Origin of the sequence: Agromyces tardus (genome assembly GCF_003710805.1) — a bacterium.
GTDB classification, from domain to species: domain Bacteria; phylum Actinomycetota; class Actinomycetes; order Actinomycetales; family Microbacteriaceae; genus Agromyces; species Agromyces tardus.
On the sequence record NZ_RHHB01000006.1, the window covers coordinates 42,258 to 61,779 of the forward strand.

Here is a 19,522-nt window from a genome sequence, read left to right on the forward strand (position 1 = left end):
GGATGCCGCTGATGCGCGCTGCCACGACCCCGGGGGTCACCAGTAGCCACGACCAGTGACGACGACGGGCGCGACGAACGGATGCGACGGGCAGGCTCGATGCTGTCACCAGACCCACGAGGTCACCGAAAGGAAATCATCATGAGCACCATCATCGATCGCACCACCGCCATCCGGCCGTTCGCCGTCGAGTTCTCTCAGGAGCAGATCGACGACGCGCGCCGGCGCATCGCGGCGACTCGGTTCCCGAGCCGGGAGCTCGTCCCGGACCGCTCGCAGGGGGTGCAGCTCACGACGCTGCAGGCGCTTGCGCGGTACTGGTCGGGCGAGTACGACTGGCGCAGGGTCGAACGTCGGCTGAACGCGCTGCCGCAGTTCACGACCGAGATCGACGGGGTCGAGATCCACTTCATCCACGTTCGGTCGCCGCACGAGAACGCGATGCCGCTGATCATGACGCACGGCTGGCCCGGTTCGGTCGTCGAGCTGCTGGACACCATCGGCCCGCTGACCGACCCGACCGCGCACGGCGGCTCGGCCGAGGACGCGTTCCACGTCGTGCTGCCGTCCCTGCCCGGCTACGGCTTCTCCGGCGAACCGACCGAGCTCGGCTGGGAGAACGGCCCCATCGCGAGCGCCTGGGCCACGCTCATGGACCGCCTCGGCTACACGCGCTACGTCGCCCAGGGCGGCGACGTGGGCGCCGCGGTCACCGACGCGATGGGCCGCCAAGGACCCGACGGGCTGATCGGCATCCACATGAACCTGCTCGCCCTCGCGATCGGCGTCAAGGACATCCTCCCGGCGGAGTCGGAGCCGGAGCGCGCCGCGCACGCGGCCCTCGACGCGTTCACCACGGACGGCTTCGGCTACTTCCTCGAGCAGTCGACGCGTCCGCAGACGATCGGCTACTCGCTGCTCGACTCGCCGATCGGCCTCGCCGCCTGGATGCTCGACCACGACACCGACAGCTACCTCAAGATCAGCCGCGCGTTCGTCGACGGCGACCCCGTCGGCAACCTCACCCGAGACGAGATCCTCGACAACATCACCCTGTACTGGATGACCGGTACCGGCGCGTCGGCCGCCCGGTGGTACTGGGAGTTCGGCCGGTTCCTGGCCGCCTCCCACGGCCAGACCCCGCCACCCGTGCAGGTGCCGGTCACGTTCACGACCTTCCCGGGCGAGCTCTTCGCGTCTCCGCGCTCGTGGGTCGAGACGGTCTACCCGACGACCACGTACTTCAACGAGGCCGACCGCGGTGGCCACTTCGCGGCCTGGGAGGAGCCCGAGCTCTTCACGGCCGAGGTGCGGGCTGCGTTCAGGTCGCTGCGCTGATGTTCGCGCTCCGCGCCTACGCACCGGGCGAGCCGGAACGGCTCGCCTTCGAGAAGGCCCCGTCGCCCGACCTCGGCCCGCGGGATGTCCTGGTCCGAGTGCACGCCAGCGCCGTGAGCCCGGGCGAGCTGGACTGGCCGGGTGCGTGGCTCGACCACGACGGCACGCCCCGCGTGCCGCCGATCATCCCGGGGCATGAAGTCGCGGGCCTCGTCGTGGCCGTCGGCCCGGACGCGACGGGCTTCGCCCTCGGCGACGAGGTGTTCGGGTACATCGACGCCCATCGTGACGGATCCGACGCGGAGTACGTCGCAGTCAGGTCGGACGCCGGCGAACTCGCCCAGAAGCCCGCGACGCTCACCCACGCGGAGGCGGCGGCAGTCCCGCTGTCCGCCCTGACGGCGTGGCAGGCGCTCTTCGATCACGGAGACCTGCAGTCGGGTCAGCGCGTGCTCGTCCACGGCGGTGCCGGGGGCGTCGGGACGTTCGCCGTCCAGTTCGCCCGCTGGCGGGGCGCTCACGTCCTGGCGACGAGTTCCGAGCGCGATCGTTCGTTCGTGGGCGAACTCGGAGCCGACGAGGTCATCGACTACCGCGGCACGCGGTTCGAGGACGTTCTGACGCACGTGGACCTGGTCTTGGACACCGTCGGAGGGGACACGTGGTCGCGATCGTGGGACGTGATCCGCCCCGGTGGGCGACTCGTGTCGATCGCCGTCCCGCGTCCGCCCGACCGTGAGGTCGTCGACGGACGCCGGGCGATCTGGTTCGTCGTCCGGCCGGATGTCGGCCAGCTGGCCGAGATCGGCCGGTTGCTCGACGCCGGCCACGTCCGGTCGATCGTCTCGGACGTCCTGCCGCTCGCCCGTGGCGCGGAAGCGTACGGGCCGGGCGCCCGGCGCAGCGGGCCGGGCAAGGTGATCCTGTCCGTGACCGGCGGCTGACGGCTGACCGAGAGGCCGAATCCCGGCCGGCTGGCGCTGCCGCTTCGGGCAGCGTCAGCCGGCGATCGGCTCGTGCTTCGGGAGGGCGGTTCGCAGCGCCCGGCGCGAGTTGATCTGCAGCTTGAGGAACACCTTCTTGAGGTGCCATTCGACCGTACGGGGACTCAGGTACAGCGTGGCGCCGATCTCGGCGTTCGTCCTCCCGTCGGCAGCCAGTCGCGCCACGTGCGCCTCTTGGGGGGTGAGCTCCTCGTGCTGTGCTTCCGTCCGCTTGCGCACCGTCGCCCCGGTCGCGAGCAACTCGTCCCGGGCGCGTTCCGCGAAGCTCTCGGCGCCGAGATCGGTGAACATCGCGTGTGCAAGGCGGAGTTGCTCGCGGGCGTCGACCCGCCGGCCCTCGCGTCGAAGCCACTCGCCGTACACCAGATGCGATCGCGCCACCTCCGGACGAAGTCGAGTCGTGCTGAGCCGTTCGATCGCCGTGACATAGTGCGGTTCCGCCTCCGCCGGGTCGCTGAGCAGGGCGGTCGAGCGCTCCGAGATGCCGATCGCCCACTCGGTGCCGCCCACCTTCGCGCTCGCCATGAGTCGCCGGAGCGAATCCGCGGCTCGCTCCGGTCGGCCGAGCCTCGCGGCCGCCTCGATGAGCTCCGCCGAGGCGAAGACGGAGACGAACCAGTCGGGCCAGGCGTCCCAAGCTCGCTGAGCGGCATCCAGTGCCTCGTCGTATCTCCGCAGGCCGTTCAGGAACATCGCGCCCGTCCAGTGCGCCCACTGGAGCCCGAACCCGGATCCGCTCGCACGGGCCCTCCTGGTGGCGTCCTCCAGCAGGCTGGAACCCTCGGACTCGCGGCCGCGAAGGGCCGCAAGCAACATCGCTCCGAACGCCGGGACCCGGCTTCCGATCGCCTCGTTGACGGCATCCGCCTCGGCGCACAGGCGCAGGGCGGCTTCGAACTGCCCCGTCAGCGCCATGGTGATCGCGGAGCCGTTCAGGCCGAACGCAAGGGGGGTCAGAGCACCCGCTTCACGCGCCAGCTGCAGCTGCCTGGTCGTGATCTGGTTCCGGCTCTCGAAGTCCCAGAGCTCGAGCGCGGCGCACGAGGCGATCACGTTCCACCGCATGCCGCGGTCCACGGGAATGTCCTCCACCAGGAACGCGCTGAGCGCGCGACGGAGGGCGGGCGCCGCCGCCTCGCGTCCATCGGTCATCAGCACGGACATCCCGTGCAGGAGGAGATCCGTGCCGTGCGGATCGCCTTGGAAGCGCTGCCGCCCGCGCACGACGCGCGAGACCTCGCGCATGTCGGCTTCGGCGCGGTCGCCCGCGAAGAGCGCCGCTCCCCACGCATCGAGATAGGCCTCGCGAGCCACGACCGGATCGAGCGGCTCCAGCCGCTCCGCCGCGGCGAGCAGGAGGGCGGGCACCTCCTCGAGCGCTCCCGAAGCGGACACGATCTGGGCTCGCATCAGGTCGGCGCGAGCACGCTGCAGTTCGTCGGGCGCGGATGCGTCGACCGCCTGGAGCACGTGCAGCGCGGACGCGAACTCGCCTGCGTGCAGGCTCGCCTGCGCCGCCGCGAGGGCGCGGTCCGCCCGCGCTGCGGGGTCGTTCGTCAACTCGACCGAGCGCGCGAGGAACGCTGCGGCCGCGGAGAGACCACCTCGGGCCCGAGCGCGATCCGCGGATCGCTCCAGCTCCGCGGCGACGGCCTCGTCGGGTCCGATGGTCGCAGCAGCGAGGTGCCACGCGCGCCGATCGGGATCGGCCTGCGGGTCGAGGGACTCCGCGAGCGCGAGGTGCGCGGCTCGCCGGTCCCGCGGCGACGCTCCCCGGTAGATCGCCGACCGCACGAGCGGATGCCGGAACCGCACGCCGCTGTCGACGGCGAGCAGTCCCTCGCTCTCGGTGGCCTCCGCGGCGGAGGCGTCGATGCCGAGGCGTTCCGCGGCCCGCCAGAGCAGCATCGGGTCGTCCGCGGGCTCGGCCGCCGCGAGGAGGAGCAGAAGTCGCGCCTGCGTTGAGAGTGCCTCCAGGCGAGCGAGGAAGACCTCCTCGATCCGCTCGGGCAGCTCTCGCTCGTCGTGCAGGACGAATGCACCCGGGAGTTGCGTCGAGCTCAGTCGCCGCGGCAGCTCGAGCAAGGCGAGCGGATTGCCCCGCGTCTCGGCGAGCAGGCGATCACGCACCCGCGCGTCGAGTCGGCCGGGGATGACCGTGCGGAGGAGGGCGCGAGCATCGCCCTCGGCGAGACCCTCCAACCGCAGCTCGGGCAGGCCGTCGAGTTCGCGGTTCGCGGCGGGCTCTCGCACGGCGAAGACCATGGCGATCGAATCGGCGAGCAGCCGTCTCGCGACGAACGCGAGCGCCTGGGCTGAGGCGCTGTCGACCCACTGCGCATCATCGATGAGGCAGAGCATCGGCTGCTGCGCAGCGGACTCCGAGAGCAGGCTCAGTGCAGCGAGCGACACGAGGAACGGGTCCGGGGTCGCCCCGTCCATGAGCCCCAGCGCAACGCTGAGCGCCACCTCCTGCGGTCGAGGGAGTGAGCCCACTCGATCGAGGATCGGCCGACAGAGCTGATGCAGCGACGCGAAGGGCAGTTGCATCTCCGATTGCACGCCGGCCGTACGGCGAACCTGGAGGCCGGTGGCGTGCTCGGCGCAGTGGCGCAGGAGGCTCGTCTTGCCCACCCCGGCTTCACCGCGGAGCACCAGCACCGCCCCATGACCGCCTCGTGCTTCGGCCAGCAGATCGTCCAGCAGCTTCACCTCGCGGGCACGACCGAGCAGGAGCTGTTCGTCGTGCACGCCCATACCGAGGCCTCCGTGCGGAGTGTAATCCGGGCGCGCGATCCGCCGCAAACACGTCCGACCAGCGGTTCCGCGGGGCGCGGGTCGCGGTCAGGCGAGCGTGATGTCCGGGAGCACCCACGTCTTGTCGCGAAGGGCTGCCGTGGGTCGGTAGAAGCGGAAGAGCACTTCGAACTCGGCATCAGGCGCCGTGGGGATCCAGTTGCTCTCGGCGCCCTGGGGGGCCGTGGGCGCGAAGGTCAGGGTGATGGTTCCGTCGGGGTTCGACTGCAGACCGGGGGTCACAGATGACCTGCTGGACCAGGGCGTGTGCCGGATGAGTGTGTGCCGGGTGCGGTCGAACGCGGTTGCCGACCAGAACGCCTCGACGGGGGCGCCGGCGGGAACCGTGAGCGTGTACGTGTTCGCTCCGCGAAGGGGCGCGCCCGCGGCATCCTGGATGCTCATGAGGGAGAACTGGCCGGCGCCGAGGTGACGGGCGGAGAAGAACCCGTAGTGGAACGGGATGGCACGGGCGTCGACCGGGTACGTCTCCGGTCCGGCGAATCCGGTGGCGGTGGCGTCCAGGTAGTCGGGGTCGATGGGGACGGACCACCGCGCCCCCGACGCGAAGGGGGTGTTCAGCGATTCGTAGGTGTCGTCGAGCCACTCATGAGCCTCGCTCGCAGCGCGATCGAAGATCACCTGGGTCGCCTCATCGGGTTGGATCGGCTCGCCCTTCCGGATGCCGAGCGTCCGCAGCTGATCGATCATGACGCGGTCGCGCTCGAGCCACGGCTCGCGTTGCACGTACTCGTGGAGGTATGGAGAAGAAGCGACGATCGTACGGGATTGCGGAGTCCACGAGCACTCCGGCGAGGTCGACGAACACCGTCTCCGGCGGGTCGTCCACCTCGGACAGTGGGTAGAGCCGTACCTGCCTGGCATCGGCGACTGCCGCTGCGACGTCGTCGTCGCTGCCGCTGCGCAGAAGCGCGGGCAGCAGCGCGTACACCTCGAAGGTGTCGGACGGCATGGCGATGAAGCCCTCCGGGATCGGTTCGACGTGTCCCGGGGGGCAGAATCAGGTACTTGCCTCCCCTTCCGGAATCCACGCCGGCCGGCCCGACATCCTCGATCGGTGCCTGCCATGCGTCCATCACCGAACCGTTGATCGCGCCGCCGACGGCTGCGGGAATCTCCACACCATCGGTCCGGTCGTCGTCGTGTCGATGAACGGCATCAGGTAGACGACGTCGGGATTGGGTGTCAGCGTCTGGTTGCGCCAATCGAACAGCCGTGACCAGAATACGATCTGATTCGCCGAGGCGCCCGCCTCCTCGGCCGCTGCCGCCATGAGGCGGTAGTTCACGTACGGGATCCCCCAGATCACCGCTTCGACGGCCCGGCGGGCGACCGACTTGTCGTGCACAGTCACATCCATGCCCACAACATGACGAATGCCCGGCGGTGCGGCTCAGGACCCCGGGCTCGCGCGGTGCTCCAGGGCTTCGATGACGGTCTCGGCGATATCGATGTCGTAGAGCCGCTCGACGCTCTGGAACCCGCCGGGGCTCTCGGCGTTGATCTCCACCACCTGGCTGCCGATCACATCGATGCCGACGAGGAACATGCCGTCCGCGACGAGCTTGTCGCCGATCGCCTCGACGATGCCGAGCTCGGCCGCACCGACCTCGAGGGGCACCGACCGACCGCCGGTGCTGATGTTGGCGCGCGGGTCGTTGCCGGTGGGAACGCGTCGGAAGGCTGCCGGCCTCCCGTCGCGTTCGAGGATTCGGCCCTCGAGCAGGAAGATCCGGGCGTCGCCGTCCCGGGCTCCCTCGATGAACTCCTGGATGATGGCGTAGCCGTCCTGCAGGACCGCCTCCGTCATCTGCGCGAGGTTGGTCTCGTCCGGGCCCTCGATCATGAAGACGTTGCGGCCTTTTGCCCCGTAGAGCGGCTTGACGACGCAGTGGCCGACTTCGTCGACGAACCGCTCGATCGCCTCCGGGTTCCGCGTGACCAGCGACCGTGGTCGCACCTGCTCGGGGAACTCCTCGAGGTAGAGCTTGCTGGTCGCTCGATGGAGGGTGTTCGGGTCGTTGACGACCGTCACACCGCGGTCCGCGAGCATCTGCCCGAACACCACGCCCATCGGGCTGGCCCACGGGCGCTCCTGCAGGTCGTCGATCGACTCGTTGCGCAGGAAGAGCGCATCCAGGTCGTCCATGACGATCCGCTCGGCGTCGCGCGCCTTGATCCCCTCCATGAAGCTCGCGAGGGTGTCGCCGCTCTTCCACCTCGCGGCGCGAGCCATGGCCGCGAACCGCCCGTCGCTGCTGCCGAGCTCGAGGTCGCCGACGCCGAGATACCAGGTCTCGTGCCCGCCCCTGGCTGCGGCCCGGGCGAGTCGGGTGGTCGCGTACTCGTCCACCTCGGTGGCGACGTCGTTGACCAGAAATGCGAGCCTCATGCCGCCACGTCTCCTTCGTACAGGTCGGTGACCGTCGCGCCCGCGCGCAGCCGCTCCAGGCGCTCGGAGGCGCCAGGCACGTCCAGCCAGCGTGGCCGAACCCACGGCGCGTGGAGCACCTCGCGGTCGAGCAGGTCCTGCACCAAAGGGATCTGGTCCAACGCGAGCTTGCCGACGAGCAGGACGTCGAGGCGGCTGCCCTCGGCGAGGGCGTCGAGGATGCGCGTGATCCCGCGCAGGTAGATCGCGTCCTTCACCGAACCGCCCCCGACGACGACCCGGATGGCGATGGACCACGCGGTCCGTGCCGGAATGCGGTAGTCGGCCCGCAGCGACTCGAAGATGTCGAGGAAGCCGGCGCCGCCGAGCATCTTGCCGACCGCGACCACTCGCGCCGCGAGCACGCGCAACCGCCGCGGGTCCAACCCGCCGGTCAGGTACTCGGCGAGGACGGCGAGGCCCTCCTGGGTCTCGTCGTAGCCGGGCAGGCCGATGGTCAGCAGCGTCAGTGGCTGCCGGGCACCGTTCTGGTAGGTGACCACGTGCGTGCCGACCTCATGGTGCAGCAACGGATCGACCCGGTCGGCGCGGAAGGCGGCGGACTCCGGGATGAGCAGGCGGCCGAACGACACCATCAGCTCGGAGATGTCGTTTCGCACCTCGACGCGGACCGGGAAGTCCGGGTACACGGCGCGATAGCGCTCGAACTCCGCACGGGCGGCGTCGGCGAACGCCCCGGCCGTGACGGTCTGGGTGCTCGGCGCCTGCGGCGGGATGGTCTCGAGCAGCTCCTCCGCGGTCGCGGCCAGCGGAGCGGCCACCGTGCCGTAGAGCTGGAGCGACCCGTAGAGGAACCGTGACGTGTCGCGGTCCTCCAACGCGGTGATCTGCCGGGCGATCTCGTCCCGCTTCGCGCGGAAGAGGGTGTGCAGCGCGGGGTCGTCGACCTTCTCGACCTCGAGGTCGTACAGGTCGCGCTGCGCCAGGTCCGGGTCGAAATCCAGCGGCCGCAGCCGCAGCGTGGGGGCCGTGCCGAAGTCGCTGCGTTCGAAGTCCGCCCACGCCTCCGCCGCGTTGAGCGGCGTGACGTTGACAAGGAGGTTCACGCGGCGCTCGATCTCGGTGAGCCGGGCGTCGATCTCGAGCGCCGGGGCCAGCCGCTCGATCGGCGATGACATCGTTCGACCGCCCATGCGTTCCTGGCCCGGACCCGTCGCGTGGTTCGACGTGACGTGAACCTCTGAGCTGGGCTGGATCATGATTCGAACTTCGCACGGCTGACGTCGCCAGTCCATCGGGTTGCAGTTCGACCCGGATCGTGCTCCGCCGTCGCGATCCGCGACCTCCAGACGCTCGGGACGCTCGGGACGCTCGGAAGCGGCGGCTTGCGGAGCCGTCGCTTCCGAGCGTCTGCGCTCAGGCCCGCGCCACGGTGGCTGTGCGTCCCTGTGCGGGCTGTCCGAGCGCCCGGTACTCCCAACCTGCAGCGCGATAGGTGTCGGAGTCGAGCGCGTGGCGACCGTCGCCGAGCCGTCGATCGGACGCACTGGCGAAGCCGCAACCCGCATCTTCGCTCTGCCGCCGAAGCGCGGCGGCGACCCGCACCGTCGTTGAGCCGGTGCGCGGACGCGGACGCCCAACACAGAAAGCTCTGGGAACCGGAGGGTCGACTCCACTCTGGTCACACCACCCGCCGACGGGGTCCGAGCGGATGCGTTGACGATCGCCGCGTGCGGCAGCGCGGGACGAGCATCGAGGTGACCCCACCCTGCCATCCAGACGCCGGTTCGGACAGGACGGGAACGGCGACCCTGACCCCGCGCAGACATACGGGCCGATGGCAAGCCCCTGTTCGGCGGCAGCCCTCGTGGGCGACGCTGAGATCCACGCCGAGGGCAGTCGCCTCGCGGCACCTGCGAAAGGACACCCAGATGGTCCAACAGACCCTGACGAACCCGTCCGAGCTGCTCCACTACCAGCTCCGTACGGCGATGACGATGGAGAACGACTCGCTCGCGGCGCTCGGTGAGCTGGCGCGCGCAGCGAAGTCCGCTGAGATCAAGAAGCTCTTCCGGCACCACGCGGATGAGACGAAGGAGCAGATCGCGAACCTGCAGCAGGTGTTCCGACTGCTCGAGGTCAAGGAGTCGACCGCTCCCTCGCCGAGCACGAAGGGCATCTCGAAGCAGGCAGTGTCGCTGCTGGAGCGCAGTGCACCGAAGCTGCGCGACCAGGTCGCGCTCTCCAGCGCGCTGGGCAACGAACACTACGAGATCTCCGCGTACCAGGCGTTGATCGCACCGGCCTCGGCCATGCGGCTCTCCGATGTGGTGAGCCTGCTCCAGGCGAACCTCGACCAGGAGCTCCACACGAGCGAGGAACTGCAGTCCACGCTCCAGGAGATCCTCTCCTGATCGCAGCGCTGATCAGACTGGCGCTGGGCTTCTCACGACCACCGCGAGCCATCGGCTCCAAGATCTCGTGAGTGCCGGGCCCCGACCTGACGAGAGGGCCCGAGAGCCGGTGTGATGAACGCACGGATGGCCGAGGCAACGGTCGGCGCCGCGCTGAACTGCACGACATGCCGATGCCCCGGGACCTCGACGAACGATCCGTCAGGGGCGCGCGACCGCAACTTCCGGCACCACTCCGTTCCCGCGATCGGATCATTCCCTCCTCGCATCACGAGGAATGGGACGTGTATCTCCGGAACGCGCTCCTCGATCGGATACGCGATCATGTGCCGGAGTTGAGTCAAGAACCAGACGGGTCCGCATCGGAGGTAGTCACGCAACACGACCGCGTTCGCACCTGGAGGCTCCCAGATGGTGTCCCGGACAAGTGCGGCAGCCTGCGCGAACACTGTGCGATGGGTGTCATCCGCAACCGGACCGATGAGCACGACCCCGGCTGCAAGGTCTGGCCGGGAGGCCGCGAGTTCGACGACCCACTGAGCGCCCATCGAATGACCCACCAGCACCGCCGATGTGACGCCGAGATGATCGAGCACCCTCGCGAGCGCCGCCGCCATGCTGCGAACGCTGAGCGCGGACCCCGGCTTCGGCAGCCCGTGGAGCAGGACGAACACCGCGTGCCCGATCGGTAAGGGCTTCGTCGACGACAGGACTCGGAAGGTGGCGTCGTCGAATCGCACGACTCGCTCGACGATCGTGACCTCGCTCTCCATGCCGCACCTCGCGCTCGAACGCCGACGTGGCGTGACACCTCACTCTGCACGTGCGTGCCGCAGCCTGGCAGGGGCTTGCCATCGGCGCAGACGTCTGCGCCGCCCCGGTGTCGCCTCAGGAATTCGGGGTTGTCGGGGAAGCTCGCTCAGCGGAAGCTACTCCCGGAGTCGTAGGCTGCGATCATGGGCACACTGTTCTACGGCGACTCGGGCACGCCGATCGGTATCGATGATGTGGTCCTGGCGCACCTGAAGATCGCGATCACGACCAAGCTGCGGCGTAATGAGCCCCTGATGATCTCGTGGCGACATGCCGATGACCAGCCGCGTGGCAGGAGCTCGCTGTGGCTGCATCCCGACATCCCCCTCAGGTTCGTATTCGACGAGCCCGAACCGCCGACCCTGGATCGCGAATGGATCGAGGACCTGATGCGCGCCGCCAACACCGCCGGCGGCGTCCAACTCGACCCACAGCACATCGACACCCGCCCCATCGCGCGCGACACCCAACCCATCGACGCGCAACCGGAGTAGCGGCTGCATCTCCAGATCAACGGCGACGGGATCCCGCTGCTTCAGCGCGGGCTGATTCGTGCGACCGACCATCACGCACTCTGCGCAGCCTTGCTCGCCTCGATCAGTCGCTCGAGGGCCTCGACGGGGACCGCCTCGCCGAGGAAACCCAGGAACTGCTTCATCGGCATCGACTCCACCATCCGCAGCTGATCCTGCTGCTCGACGGCGTGCTCCTTCTGCTCGTCGGTCATCGCTGCGACCATGCCCTCCATCAGGGCGGGCCCGGCGATGGGGTGGGCGAACCACTCCCCCACCGTCGACTCGAAGGACAGCACGGGGACGATCACGTCTCCGATGAGGGTCACGGTCTCCTCGGCGAGGACGGTCGAAGCGTCGCGTGCGACCTGGATGCGGTACCCGCCGGGCGCCACGGTCCAGCCGCCGAGCTCGACATCCCAGTACGCGAAGGCGCGGCGATCGAGGTCGAGAACGACCGAGCGGCTCTCGCCCGGCTCGAGCGCGACCTTGCGGAAGGCGCGAAGCTCACGTGCGGGCCGGCGCACCGGCCCCGCCTCAGTGGCGACGTAGACCTGGACGACGTGCTTACCGGCGCGCTGTCCCGTGTTCGTCACCGTCACCCTCACGACGGCGGTGGCGTCCCCGGTCACCTCGACCGCGAGGGCGCTCGTCTCGAACGACGTGTAGCTCAGGCCGTGGCCGAACGGGTACCGCACGGCGGCCGCGACGGTCTCGTAGTGGCGGTAGCCGACCATGACACCCTCGCCGTAGCGGACGTGCCCTTGCTCGCCCGGGAAGTTGAGGTAGCTGGGGGTGTCCTGAAGGCGGAGCGGGATCGTCTCCGCGAGGTGTCCCGACGGGTTGGCGCGGCCGAACAGGAGGTCGGCGATGGCGGAGCCGCCGGCTTGACCGAGGAGGAAGCCCTCGAGGATCGCGTCGACGTCGTCGTGCCAGCCCTCGAGCGACACGACGCCGCCGTTGCTGAGCATGACCACCGTCTTCTCGGCCGCCGCGGCGACGGCACGAATGAGATCGACCTGCACCGCGGGGAGGTCGAGAGTCGTGCGGTCGAAGCCCTCCGACTCATCCTTCTCCCCCAGTCCCGCGAAGATGACCGCGACATCGGCCGACCCGGCCATCTGGACCGCAGCAGCGCGCAGCTCGACGGGGTCGCCCGCCCCGTCGACGGCGAAGCCGGGCGCGTAGCCGACCTGCTGCCCGCGTTGCCCGGCCAGGGCGCGAATCGCGTCCAGAGCTGCATCCGTGCGGGTGGGGTTGATGTGCGAGCTGCCGCCGCCCTGGAAGCGCGGCGTCTGGGCGAAGCCGCCGATCACGGCGATGGTCGTCGCGTCATCCAGCGGCAGCACGTCGCCGTCGTTCTTGAGCAGCACCACGCTCTCGGTCGCGAGCGACCGGGCGAGCTCGTGCTGGGTGACGGCGTCGATCGGGGCACCCTCGGCCGGCGCACGGTCGGCGAGCGCGACGACGCGCCGGACGGCCTCGTCGACCACGGCCTCGTCGAGTCGTCCCGACCGGACCGCGTCGACGATCTCCCGGTCGGTGACGCCGCCGGTACCTGGCATCTCGAGGTCGAGACCGGCGGCCAGCGCAGCGACCCGGTTGCCCACGGCTCCCCAATCCGAGACGACGGCCCCGTCGAAGCCCCACTCGCCGCGGAGCAGGTCGGTGAGCAGCCACCGGTTCTCCGATGAGTACACGCCGTTGATCTTGTTGTAGGAGCACATCACGGTGGCGGGCCGGGCCTCTGTGACGACGCGCTCGAAGGCGGGCAGGTAGATCTCGCGGAGCGTCCGCTCGTCGACGTCCGCGCTGACGCGCATCCGATCGGTCTCCTGGTTGTTCGCCGCGAAGTGCTTCACCGAGGCGCCCACGCCCGCGCGCTGCTGGCCGCGGACGTGCGCGGCCCCGAGCACACCGGAGAGCAGCGGGTCCTCCGAGTAGTACTCGAAGTTGCGACCGCACAGGGGCGAACGCTTGATGTTGATTCCCGGCCCGAGGAGCACCGTCACGCCGAGGGCGCGGGCCTCGGCGCCGACCGCCGCACCGACCTTCTCCGCGACCTCGGGGTCCCACGATGAGCCGACGGCGACGGCGGGCGGGAAGCAGGTGGCCGGGACGCTCTCGTGAATGCCGAGATGGTCCGCATCTCCGCGCTGCAGGCGTACGCCGTGCGGTCCATCGGTGAGGGTCATCGCCGGGATGCCGGCCTCGTCGACCGGCGTAGTGGCCCAGAAGCCGGCCCCCGACAGGAGCGAGGCCTTCTGCTCGAGGGTGAGGGTCGTCAGGTGGGGCATCAGCGGGCTCCTTCGAGGGTGAGGGCGCGGCGGAACTCGTCCGCGAGGGTCGGAGGCGCGCCGGGGATGTATTGGAGCATGACGTTGAGGGACATGCCTGCCGCCCCGGGCGCCGTGCCGTCGAGCGGGATGCCCGGGAAGTGGGTCTGGAACACCTCCGTGATCGCCCGCCACACCTGGGGGTCGTCGGCCAGCGTCTTCAACGGGGTGTCCATCGAGTATTCGGGCCGTTCGGGCTGCTCGGGCAGGGCGTATCGCCAGGAGTGCGACCCGGGCGCTGCCTGCTCCACCACGCCGGCCGGGTGCAGCGGGAGCACGACCTCCGCGGAGGTGCCCTCGGGGATGGTGACGTCGAGGAACATCTCGCCGTCCTCGATGCGCCAGTCCACCTCGGCGCGGCCGTGCACGGTGTCGTGCGCGACATGGGCGGAGGTGAGTCCGCCGCCGGGTTGCGGCGCGATGCGAATCCGCCGGTAGCCGGGCTCCATCCGCTGCAGCCCGCCGACGATGCGGTGCAGCCAGTCGGCCACGGCGCCGAGCGCGTAGTGGTTGAGGGAGGTCATGCCCGTGGCGTTGAGGGTGCCGTCGGGCAGGATCGAGTCCCAGCGCTCCCAGATCGTCGTCGCGCCCATGGTCACGGGGTAGAGGAAGGAGGGGCATTCCTTCTCCATCAGCAGGAGGTAGGCCTCGTCGAGGTGGCCGGTGCTGCTGAGCGCGTCGGTCACGAGCGGGGTGCCCGCGAACCCGGTGGAGATCTTGTAGCCCCCCTTCGCAACGAGCTCGGCGAGGCGGTCGCCGGCCTTCGCATTCTGGTCCTCGTCGAGGATCCCGAACGCGATCGCGAGTGCGTAGGCGGTGGTGGACTCGTTCACGACCCGGCCGGACTCGGTGACGTACTCGCGGCGGAAGGCCCGGCGGACGCGGTCGGCGAGCGCCGCGAAGTGTGCTGCGTCCTCCGCCTTGCCGAGCAGCCCTGCGGTCTCGGCCATCTCGCGGGTGGTCTTGCAGAGGTAGGCGGAGGCGACCAGGTGCCGGTCGGTCTTGCCGCCCGCCGGGTTGTCGGCCGGGGCATCCGGGTCGAGCCAGTCGCCGAACTGGAAGCCGCTGCTCCACAGGCCGCTCTCGTCGAGAAGATCCTCGACCTGGCGGATGAACGCCGTCATGGAGTCGTAGCTGCCGCGCAGGATGTCGAGGTCGCCGTACTCCTGGTACATCGCCCAGGGGAGGCTGACTGCCACGTCACTCCAGAGTGCGGTGGGCGAGGAGGGCGTGGACAGGATGTCGGGGACGACCCAGGGAACGTAGCCCCGTTCGGCCTGCTCGACGGCGAGGTCCTGCAGCCAGGAGCCGAGGACACCGCGGACGTCGTAGAGGAAGGTCGCGGTCGGCGCGAAGGCGTTGATGTCACCGGTCCATCCCATGCGCTCGTCGCGCTGCGGGCAGTCGGTCGGGATGCCGACGAAGTTGTCGCGCATCGACCAGACCGCGTTCGCGTGCAGCTTGGTGACGAGCGGGTCCGAGGTCTCGAACCAGCCCGTGCGGGTCATCTCGCTGTGCACGACCACCGCGCGGACGGCATCCACCGACAGCTCGCCGGGCCAGCCGTCGACCTCGACGTAGCGGAACCCGTGGAACGTGAAGCGCGGCTCCCAGGTCTCCTCTGCACCGCCCCGCAACGTGTACCGGTCCGTTGCATCCGCCCGGCGGTTGCTCTCGGGCTCGAGCTCGCCGTCGGGGGTGAGTGCCTCGGCGTGGCGGAGCGTGATCGTCCATCCTGCCTCGCCGGTCAGAGTGATCCGGACCCAGCCGGAGATGTTCTGGCCGACGTCGACGATCGTCTTCCCGCTCGGGCTGGTGAGGATCTCGACGGGGGCGAGCTCGTCGATGCGGCGGATCGGCGGGGCGATGCCGACTTCGAGCGCCTCGAGGTTCCACTCGATCGGCTCAGCAGACGCCCAGTCGCTGTCGTCGAACCCGGCGCTGCTCCATCCCTCGGGCTCGAGGGGCGCGTCGTAGGTCTCGCCGTCGTAGATCCCATTCGCCCGCACCGCCCCGGTCCCGACCCGGAACTCGGGGCCCGTGCCGATCACTTCCGTCCGGTCACCGTACTCGAGCTCGAGCTGGAGGAACAGGGCGGGCCGGTCGGCGTAGTGTACCCGCCGGTCCTCCCAGCCCAGTCGACCGACAGCCCAGCCCTCGCCGACGATCGCGCCGACCGCGTTCTCGCCCGCGGCGATCAGGTCCGTCACGTCGTGGCTGCTCACGTTGATGCGGTGACGGTACGAGGTCCAGCCGGGAGCGAGCACCTCGTCACCGACGCGGACGCCGTTGAGGTAGGGCTCGACGATGCCCAGTGCGGTGACGAGCAGGGTCGCACGCCGGAGCCCCTCGGCGACCGCGAACTCGCGCCGGAAGTACGAGGCGGGGTCACCGGGGCGGGCGGGAGAGCCGCCACTGATGAACGAGGCGTGCCACTGGGAGACCATGGCGCAGTTCCTTTCTTGAGGGTGAACCAGGCTGGCGGGACGCCGACCGGTTCGCGGCGCGAGTCCAGCCATCACGAGCCGCTCGGGCTCGTCGGTATCGGAGACGGGGGAAGCACCAGCCCGCGCCGAGGCGGCGCGGAGAAATCGGCCGAGTGACCTCTTCCCTTCGGGAACCGGCAGCATCACGTGCACGTGGATCATGCCGGGATCCTCCAGGTAGGTCACGGGAACGCCCGCCTGGGCCAGCGCATCGCGGAGCCGCCGACTCTGGTGGACGAGGACGTCGTCGCCCCCGGTGATGATCCACGTCTCAGGCAGACCATCCATCCGGCCGAAGAGCGGGCTCACCCGCGGATCGGTGCGCGGGAGAGTTCCCGCGTACGCTGCGGCAGACTCGGCCAGCCGCCCGGAGTCGAGCATGGCGTCCGACTCCGTGTCCTGTTCCGCGGGGTCCGACATGGTGAGGTCGACCCACGGCGCGAACAGCCCGAGCAGCGCCGGCGCACGCTCCCCCGCTGCGACGGCGGCCTGCACGGTGGCGAGGGCGAGGCCTCCGCCGGCCGAGTCGCCCGCAACGGTCGCCCGCGCCGGATCCCACCGCTCGCCGAGCGCCCGGTAGATCTCAACCATCGCGGCGACCGTGGTCTGCGCGGTCGAACGCGGAGCAAGCCGGTAGGCGGGCACCCAGACTTCCGCTCCAAGCTTCGTCGCGAGCCTCGCGACGAGCTGCCACGTGCCGATCGAGGCGTCCTCGATGTAGCCGCCGCCGTGCAGGTACAGCACCGCCGAAGTCGGCGGAGTGCCGTCCGGGCGGAGGACGACCACTGTCGTGTCGCCGATCCGCGTACGAGACACCCGCAGCCCTCGCACGGCGAAGGGGGTCGGCAGCGGTTCCGGGCGGCCGTCGATCTCCGCCGCGGCGGCGGCGGCGACGGTCGCGGCGATGGGAGCGGTGTTCTTGCCTCGAGCGATCATCGCGCGGAGGAGGCGGGAACGCAGCGAGACCCGCGCGGATGCCCTCATCCGGTGATCCGGTGGATTCCGGGCCCCACGTCGTGGTGGGTGCCGCTGGGGAGGATCACCCGCGCCGAGCAGCCCGCGGGAATGGCCACGCTCAGGTGGAAGCGTCCGTCGCGCTCCATGCGCCAGTCGGAGCTGACTCTCCCCTGACGGGTATCGATGTGGGCGCGGGCGAAGGTGAGGTCGTGGCCCGGGCGAGGTGCGATCGTCACGCGCCGGTAGCCCGGCTCGTCGCTTCTGATGCCCGCGACGTAATCGTGCAGGAACCGGATGACTCCGCCCTTGGAGTAGTGGTTGAGAGACTCGTGCGGGTTCCCGTCGTCGTCGATGCCACCCCAGGACTCCCAGATCGTCGTCGCGCCTCGGTCGAGCATCGCCATCCAGCTCGGTTCGCTCCGCTGGAACAGCAGCTCGTAGGCCAATTCGAGCTCGCCGTTGTCGGCCAGCGTCGGAAGCAGCAGTGCAGTGGAGAGGAACCCGGTGGACAGGTGGGTGTCCTTCTCGCGGATGAGCTCGACCAGCCGTGCCGTGCTGGGCGATCGCAGCGCTTCGGGGATGAGCCCGAAGGCGAGACCCCTGACGTAGTTCGCCTGCGATTCGACGCTCAGGCGTCCGTCGTCGCCGAGGAACTCGGTCCGCCAGGCGTCTCTGGCGTGTTCGGCCAGATCTGCGTATGACACCGCGAGGTGATCGTGGCCGAGCACGGCGGCCGACCTGCTCGTGATCTCGGCGGATCGGACGAGATACGCGGTGGCGATGATGCCCTTGTCGGCGAAGAAGTCGAAGACCGCGTCGGGTTCCGCCCATTCCCCCCAGTGGAAGCCGCTGTCCCAGAGGTACCGCTCATGCGGAGCGGGCTCAGCGGTGCGGGCGATGCGGCTGTCGTGGCGCCCGGTCGCCGCGACGGCGGCCGCATAGTCGACCCAGCGCCTCATCATGTCGAAGGTCTCGGCCAGTACGGCCGGGTCCCCGTAGGTCTCGTAGATCTGCCACGGCACGATGGTGCAGGCGTCGCCCCAGCCGGCCGATCCGTCGAAGGAGAACGGCAGGGCGGGGCTCTTGACGATGCCCGTGTTCGGGGCGACGTTGGTGACGCAGCCGTCGTCTCGTTGATCGTCCGCGAGTGAGCGCAGCCACTTTCGCGAGAAGCCCTCGATGTCGTCGAGGAACGCCGCACTGCGGACGAAGATCTGGTAGTCGCCGGAATATCCCCATCGTTCGCGTTGCGGGCAGTCGGTGGGGACGTCGCAGGCGTTGGAGTGCCAGCTCGCCACGGCGATCTCATGGAGGCGGTTCAGGCGCTCATTGGAGCTGACGAAGTCACCGGTCGCGACCAGGTCGCTGTGGACGAAGACGGCGGTGATCGCGTCGGGGGCGAGGTCGTCGTCGAGCCCGTCGACGGCGACGTACCGGAAGCCGTGGGTCGTGTGCCGCGGCTCGAAGACGTCGGCCGCATTCCCGCGGGAGATGACGACGTCGATCTGACCGGTGGGCAGGGGCTCGGGGTCCGGGTACTCGGTGTACGCGAGGTGCGCCATGGTGAGGTCGCCATCCTGGTCGAGAGCCTCACCGTGGCTGAGCGTGATGCGGGTTCCCTCGGCACCCAGCTGCGTGAGCCGTACCCATCCGTTGAGGTTCTGGCCGAAGTCCACGATCTGTCGTCCGGTCTTCAGCCGGGTGACCGAGGTCGGGCTGAGCTGCCGGATCCGCCGGACCGGCGGAGCCGGCGAGAACGCGAGTCGGGTCCGGTCGATCGCGAGCGGGTCCTCGTATCCCGTCGCGGCCTGCCATCGGATGCGGTCGCTGCGCCGGAAGTCGACGGTCTGGCCGTCCATGAGGTCGGCTGCGATGATCTCTCCCACGCCGACCTCCCAGCTCCGGTCGGTGCTGATGTGGCGGGTTCCCGTGTGCTCAGTGAGGGCGAGTGACGCGATCACGCCGGTACGGGTGCCGAAGTTGTCGGGCACGCGGCTGGGGCCGGACCGACCGCGGAACCACCCGTCGGACAGCACCAATCGAAGCTCGTTGCTACCCAGGAGGAGGATGTCGCGCACGTCGTACCGTTGCACGTACAGCGTCTTGCGATAGCTCGTCAGGCCCGGTGCGAGTTCGTGGTCGCCGACGCGCTGCCCGTTCAGGTAGGCCTCGTAGATCCCGTGCGCCGTGGCGGAGAGTTCCGCTGCAAGGGGAAGCTCCTCGAGTGCGAACGTCGTCCTGAAGACGTAGGCAGGCCGACTTCCGGCGGGCGCCGGTTCGGCTTCCGCCGCAGCGATCCACTCGGCGGAGGCGAGAAGGTCCTCCGCGGTGGCGACGGTGGCGGTGGCTGGTGTCGACATGTGCGCTCCGGTTGGACGTGCGTGTGTGATCGTGGGGAATCGGCTCCGCCTGCGAGAACGTGAACCGGGCCGGTGGGATCCGAGGGCGCCGCT

Annotated in this window: 12 protein-coding genes and 1 pseudogene; 4 read left to right on the forward strand and 9 right to left on the reverse strand. The window is 69.9% G+C overall.

The window, feature by feature from the left end:
• Positions 1 to 141 precede the first annotated feature (141 nt).
• Positions 142 to 1,338 carry an epoxide hydrolase family protein gene (locus EDM22_RS05735; RefSeq protein WP_122936109.1) on the forward strand — a complete coding sequence of 399 codons (1,197 nt, stop codon included), beginning with the start codon at positions 142 to 144 and terminating at the stop codon, positions 1,336 to 1,338.
• A complete protein-coding gene (locus EDM22_RS05740; protein WP_122936110.1) occupies positions 1,338 to 2,282 on the forward strand; it encodes an NADP-dependent oxidoreductase in 945 nt (314 codons plus the stop codon). Before EDM22_RS05735 ends, EDM22_RS05740 begins: the two co-directional genes overlap by 1 nt.
• 54 nt (positions 2,283 to 2,336) lie before the next feature.
• Here the strand turns inward: EDM22_RS05740 and EDM22_RS05745 are convergent, their stop codons facing one another.
• The 5 genes and pseudogenes from EDM22_RS05745 to EDM22_RS05760 form a co-directional block, all read right to left on the reverse strand.
• The gene (locus EDM22_RS05745; protein ID WP_122936111.1) at positions 2,337 to 5,099 is read right to left on the reverse strand and encodes an ATP-binding protein; all 2,763 of its coding nucleotides are present in this window, start codon (positions 5,097 to 5,099) and stop codon (positions 2,337 to 2,339) included.
• A gap of 87 nt (positions 5,100 to 5,186) precedes the next feature.
• Positions 5,187 to 5,885, reverse strand: a complete 699-nt coding sequence (locus EDM22_RS19800; protein WP_212591897.1) for a DUF1214 domain-containing protein — start codon at positions 5,883 to 5,885, stop codon at positions 5,187 to 5,189.
• Positions 5,846 to 6,519, reverse strand: a pseudogene (locus EDM22_RS20245) (DUF1254 domain-containing protein). The gene EDM22_RS19800 and the pseudogene EDM22_RS20245 overlap by 40 nt, the downstream one beginning before the upstream one ends.
• A 33-nt stretch (positions 6,520 to 6,552) precedes the next feature.
• The gene (locus tag EDM22_RS05755) at positions 6,553 to 7,551 is read right to left on the reverse strand and encodes an ATP-grasp domain-containing protein (protein WP_122936112.1); all 999 of its coding nucleotides are present in this window, start codon (positions 7,549 to 7,551) and stop codon (positions 6,553 to 6,555) included.
• Entirely contained in the window at positions 7,548 to 9,098 is a 1,551-nt protein-coding gene (locus EDM22_RS05760; RefSeq protein WP_245989234.1) for a peptidase MATCAP family protein, read from the reverse strand. Before EDM22_RS05760 ends, EDM22_RS05755 begins: the two co-directional genes overlap by 4 nt.
• A 384-nt stretch (positions 9,099 to 9,482) precedes the next feature.
• Here EDM22_RS05760 and EDM22_RS05770 point away from each other — a divergent pair, with 384 nt between their 5' ends.
• Positions 9,483 to 9,965 (forward strand): YciE/YciF ferroxidase family protein, encoded by a 483-nt coding sequence (locus tag EDM22_RS05770; RefSeq protein WP_122936115.1) that lies wholly within the window; start codon positions 9,483 to 9,485, stop codon positions 9,963 to 9,965.
• A 32-nt stretch (positions 9,966 to 9,997) separates the two neighbouring features.
• Here EDM22_RS05770 and EDM22_RS05775 read toward each other — a convergent pair whose 3' ends face one another.
• A complete protein-coding gene (locus EDM22_RS05775; RefSeq protein WP_122936116.1) occupies positions 9,998 to 10,738 on the reverse strand; it encodes an alpha/beta fold hydrolase in 741 nt (246 codons plus the stop codon).
• Between the two features lie 183 nt (positions 10,739 to 10,921).
• Between EDM22_RS05775 and EDM22_RS05780 the strand changes: the two genes are divergently transcribed.
• Positions 10,922 to 11,272, forward strand: a complete 351-nt coding sequence (locus tag EDM22_RS05780; RefSeq protein WP_122936117.1) for a DUF7882 family protein — start codon at positions 10,922 to 10,924, stop codon at positions 11,270 to 11,272.
• A 71-nt stretch (positions 11,273 to 11,343) separates the two neighbouring features.
• On the opposite strand, the gene EDM22_RS05785 is transcribed toward EDM22_RS05780, so the two are convergent.
• Genes EDM22_RS05785 through EDM22_RS05795 form a run of 3 tightly spaced genes read right to left on the reverse strand, consistent with a single transcriptional unit; the run spans position 11,344 to position 19,429 of the window.
• Positions 11,344 to 13,587: a glycoside hydrolase family 3 C-terminal domain-containing protein gene (locus EDM22_RS05785; RefSeq protein WP_170964030.1), complete on the reverse strand. Its 2,244-nt coding sequence runs from the start codon at positions 13,585 to 13,587 to the stop codon at positions 11,344 to 11,346.
• Complete coding sequence (locus EDM22_RS05790) at positions 13,587 to 17,096, reverse strand: family 78 glycoside hydrolase catalytic domain (RefSeq protein ID WP_122936118.1); 3,510 nt, start codon at positions 17,094 to 17,096, stop codon at positions 13,587 to 13,589. Before EDM22_RS05790 ends, EDM22_RS05785 begins: the two co-directional genes overlap by 1 nt.
• Positions 17,093 to 19,429: an alpha-L-rhamnosidase gene (locus EDM22_RS05795; protein WP_122936119.1), complete on the reverse strand. Its 2,337-nt coding sequence runs from the start codon at positions 19,427 to 19,429 to the stop codon at positions 17,093 to 17,095. Before EDM22_RS05795 ends, EDM22_RS05790 begins: the two co-directional genes overlap by 4 nt.
• Between the last annotated feature and the right edge of the window lie 93 nt (positions 19,430 to 19,522).

Excerpts from the sequence above, each read along its gene's own strand:
- EDM22_RS05790 (WP_122936118.1), bottom strand. The coding sequence starts at position 17,096 with ATGAGGGCATCCGCGCGGGTCTCGCTGCGTTCCCGCCTCCTCCGCGCG.
- EDM22_RS05740 (WP_122936110.1), top strand. The coding sequence starts at position 1,338 with ATGTTCGCGCTCCGCGCCTACGCACCGGGCGAGCCGGAACGGCTCGCC.
- EDM22_RS05785 (WP_170964030.1), bottom strand. The coding sequence starts at position 13,587 with ATGCCCCACCTGACGACCCTCACCCTCGAGCAGAAGGCCTCGCTCCTG.
- EDM22_RS05745 (WP_122936111.1), bottom strand. The coding sequence starts at position 5,099 with ATGGGCGTGCACGACGAACAGCTCCTGCTCGGTCGTGCCCGCGAGGTG.
- EDM22_RS05795 (WP_122936119.1), bottom strand. The coding sequence starts at position 19,429 with ATGTCGACACCAGCCACCGCCACCGTCGCCACCGCGGAGGACCTTCTC.
- EDM22_RS05770 (WP_122936115.1), top strand. The coding sequence starts at position 9,483 with ATGGTCCAACAGACCCTGACGAACCCGTCCGAGCTGCTCCACTACCAG.
- EDM22_RS05775 (WP_122936116.1), bottom strand. The coding sequence starts at position 10,738 with ATGGAGAGCGAGGTCACGATCGTCGAGCGAGTCGTGCGATTCGACGAC.
- EDM22_RS05755 (WP_122936112.1), bottom strand. The coding sequence starts at position 7,551 with ATGAGGCTCGCATTTCTGGTCAACGACGTCGCCACCGAGGTGGACGAG.
- EDM22_RS05735 (WP_122936109.1), top strand. The coding sequence starts at position 142 with ATGAGCACCATCATCGATCGCACCACCGCCATCCGGCCGTTCGCCGTC.
- EDM22_RS05780 (WP_122936117.1), top strand. The coding sequence starts at position 10,922 with ATGGGCACACTGTTCTACGGCGACTCGGGCACGCCGATCGGTATCGAT.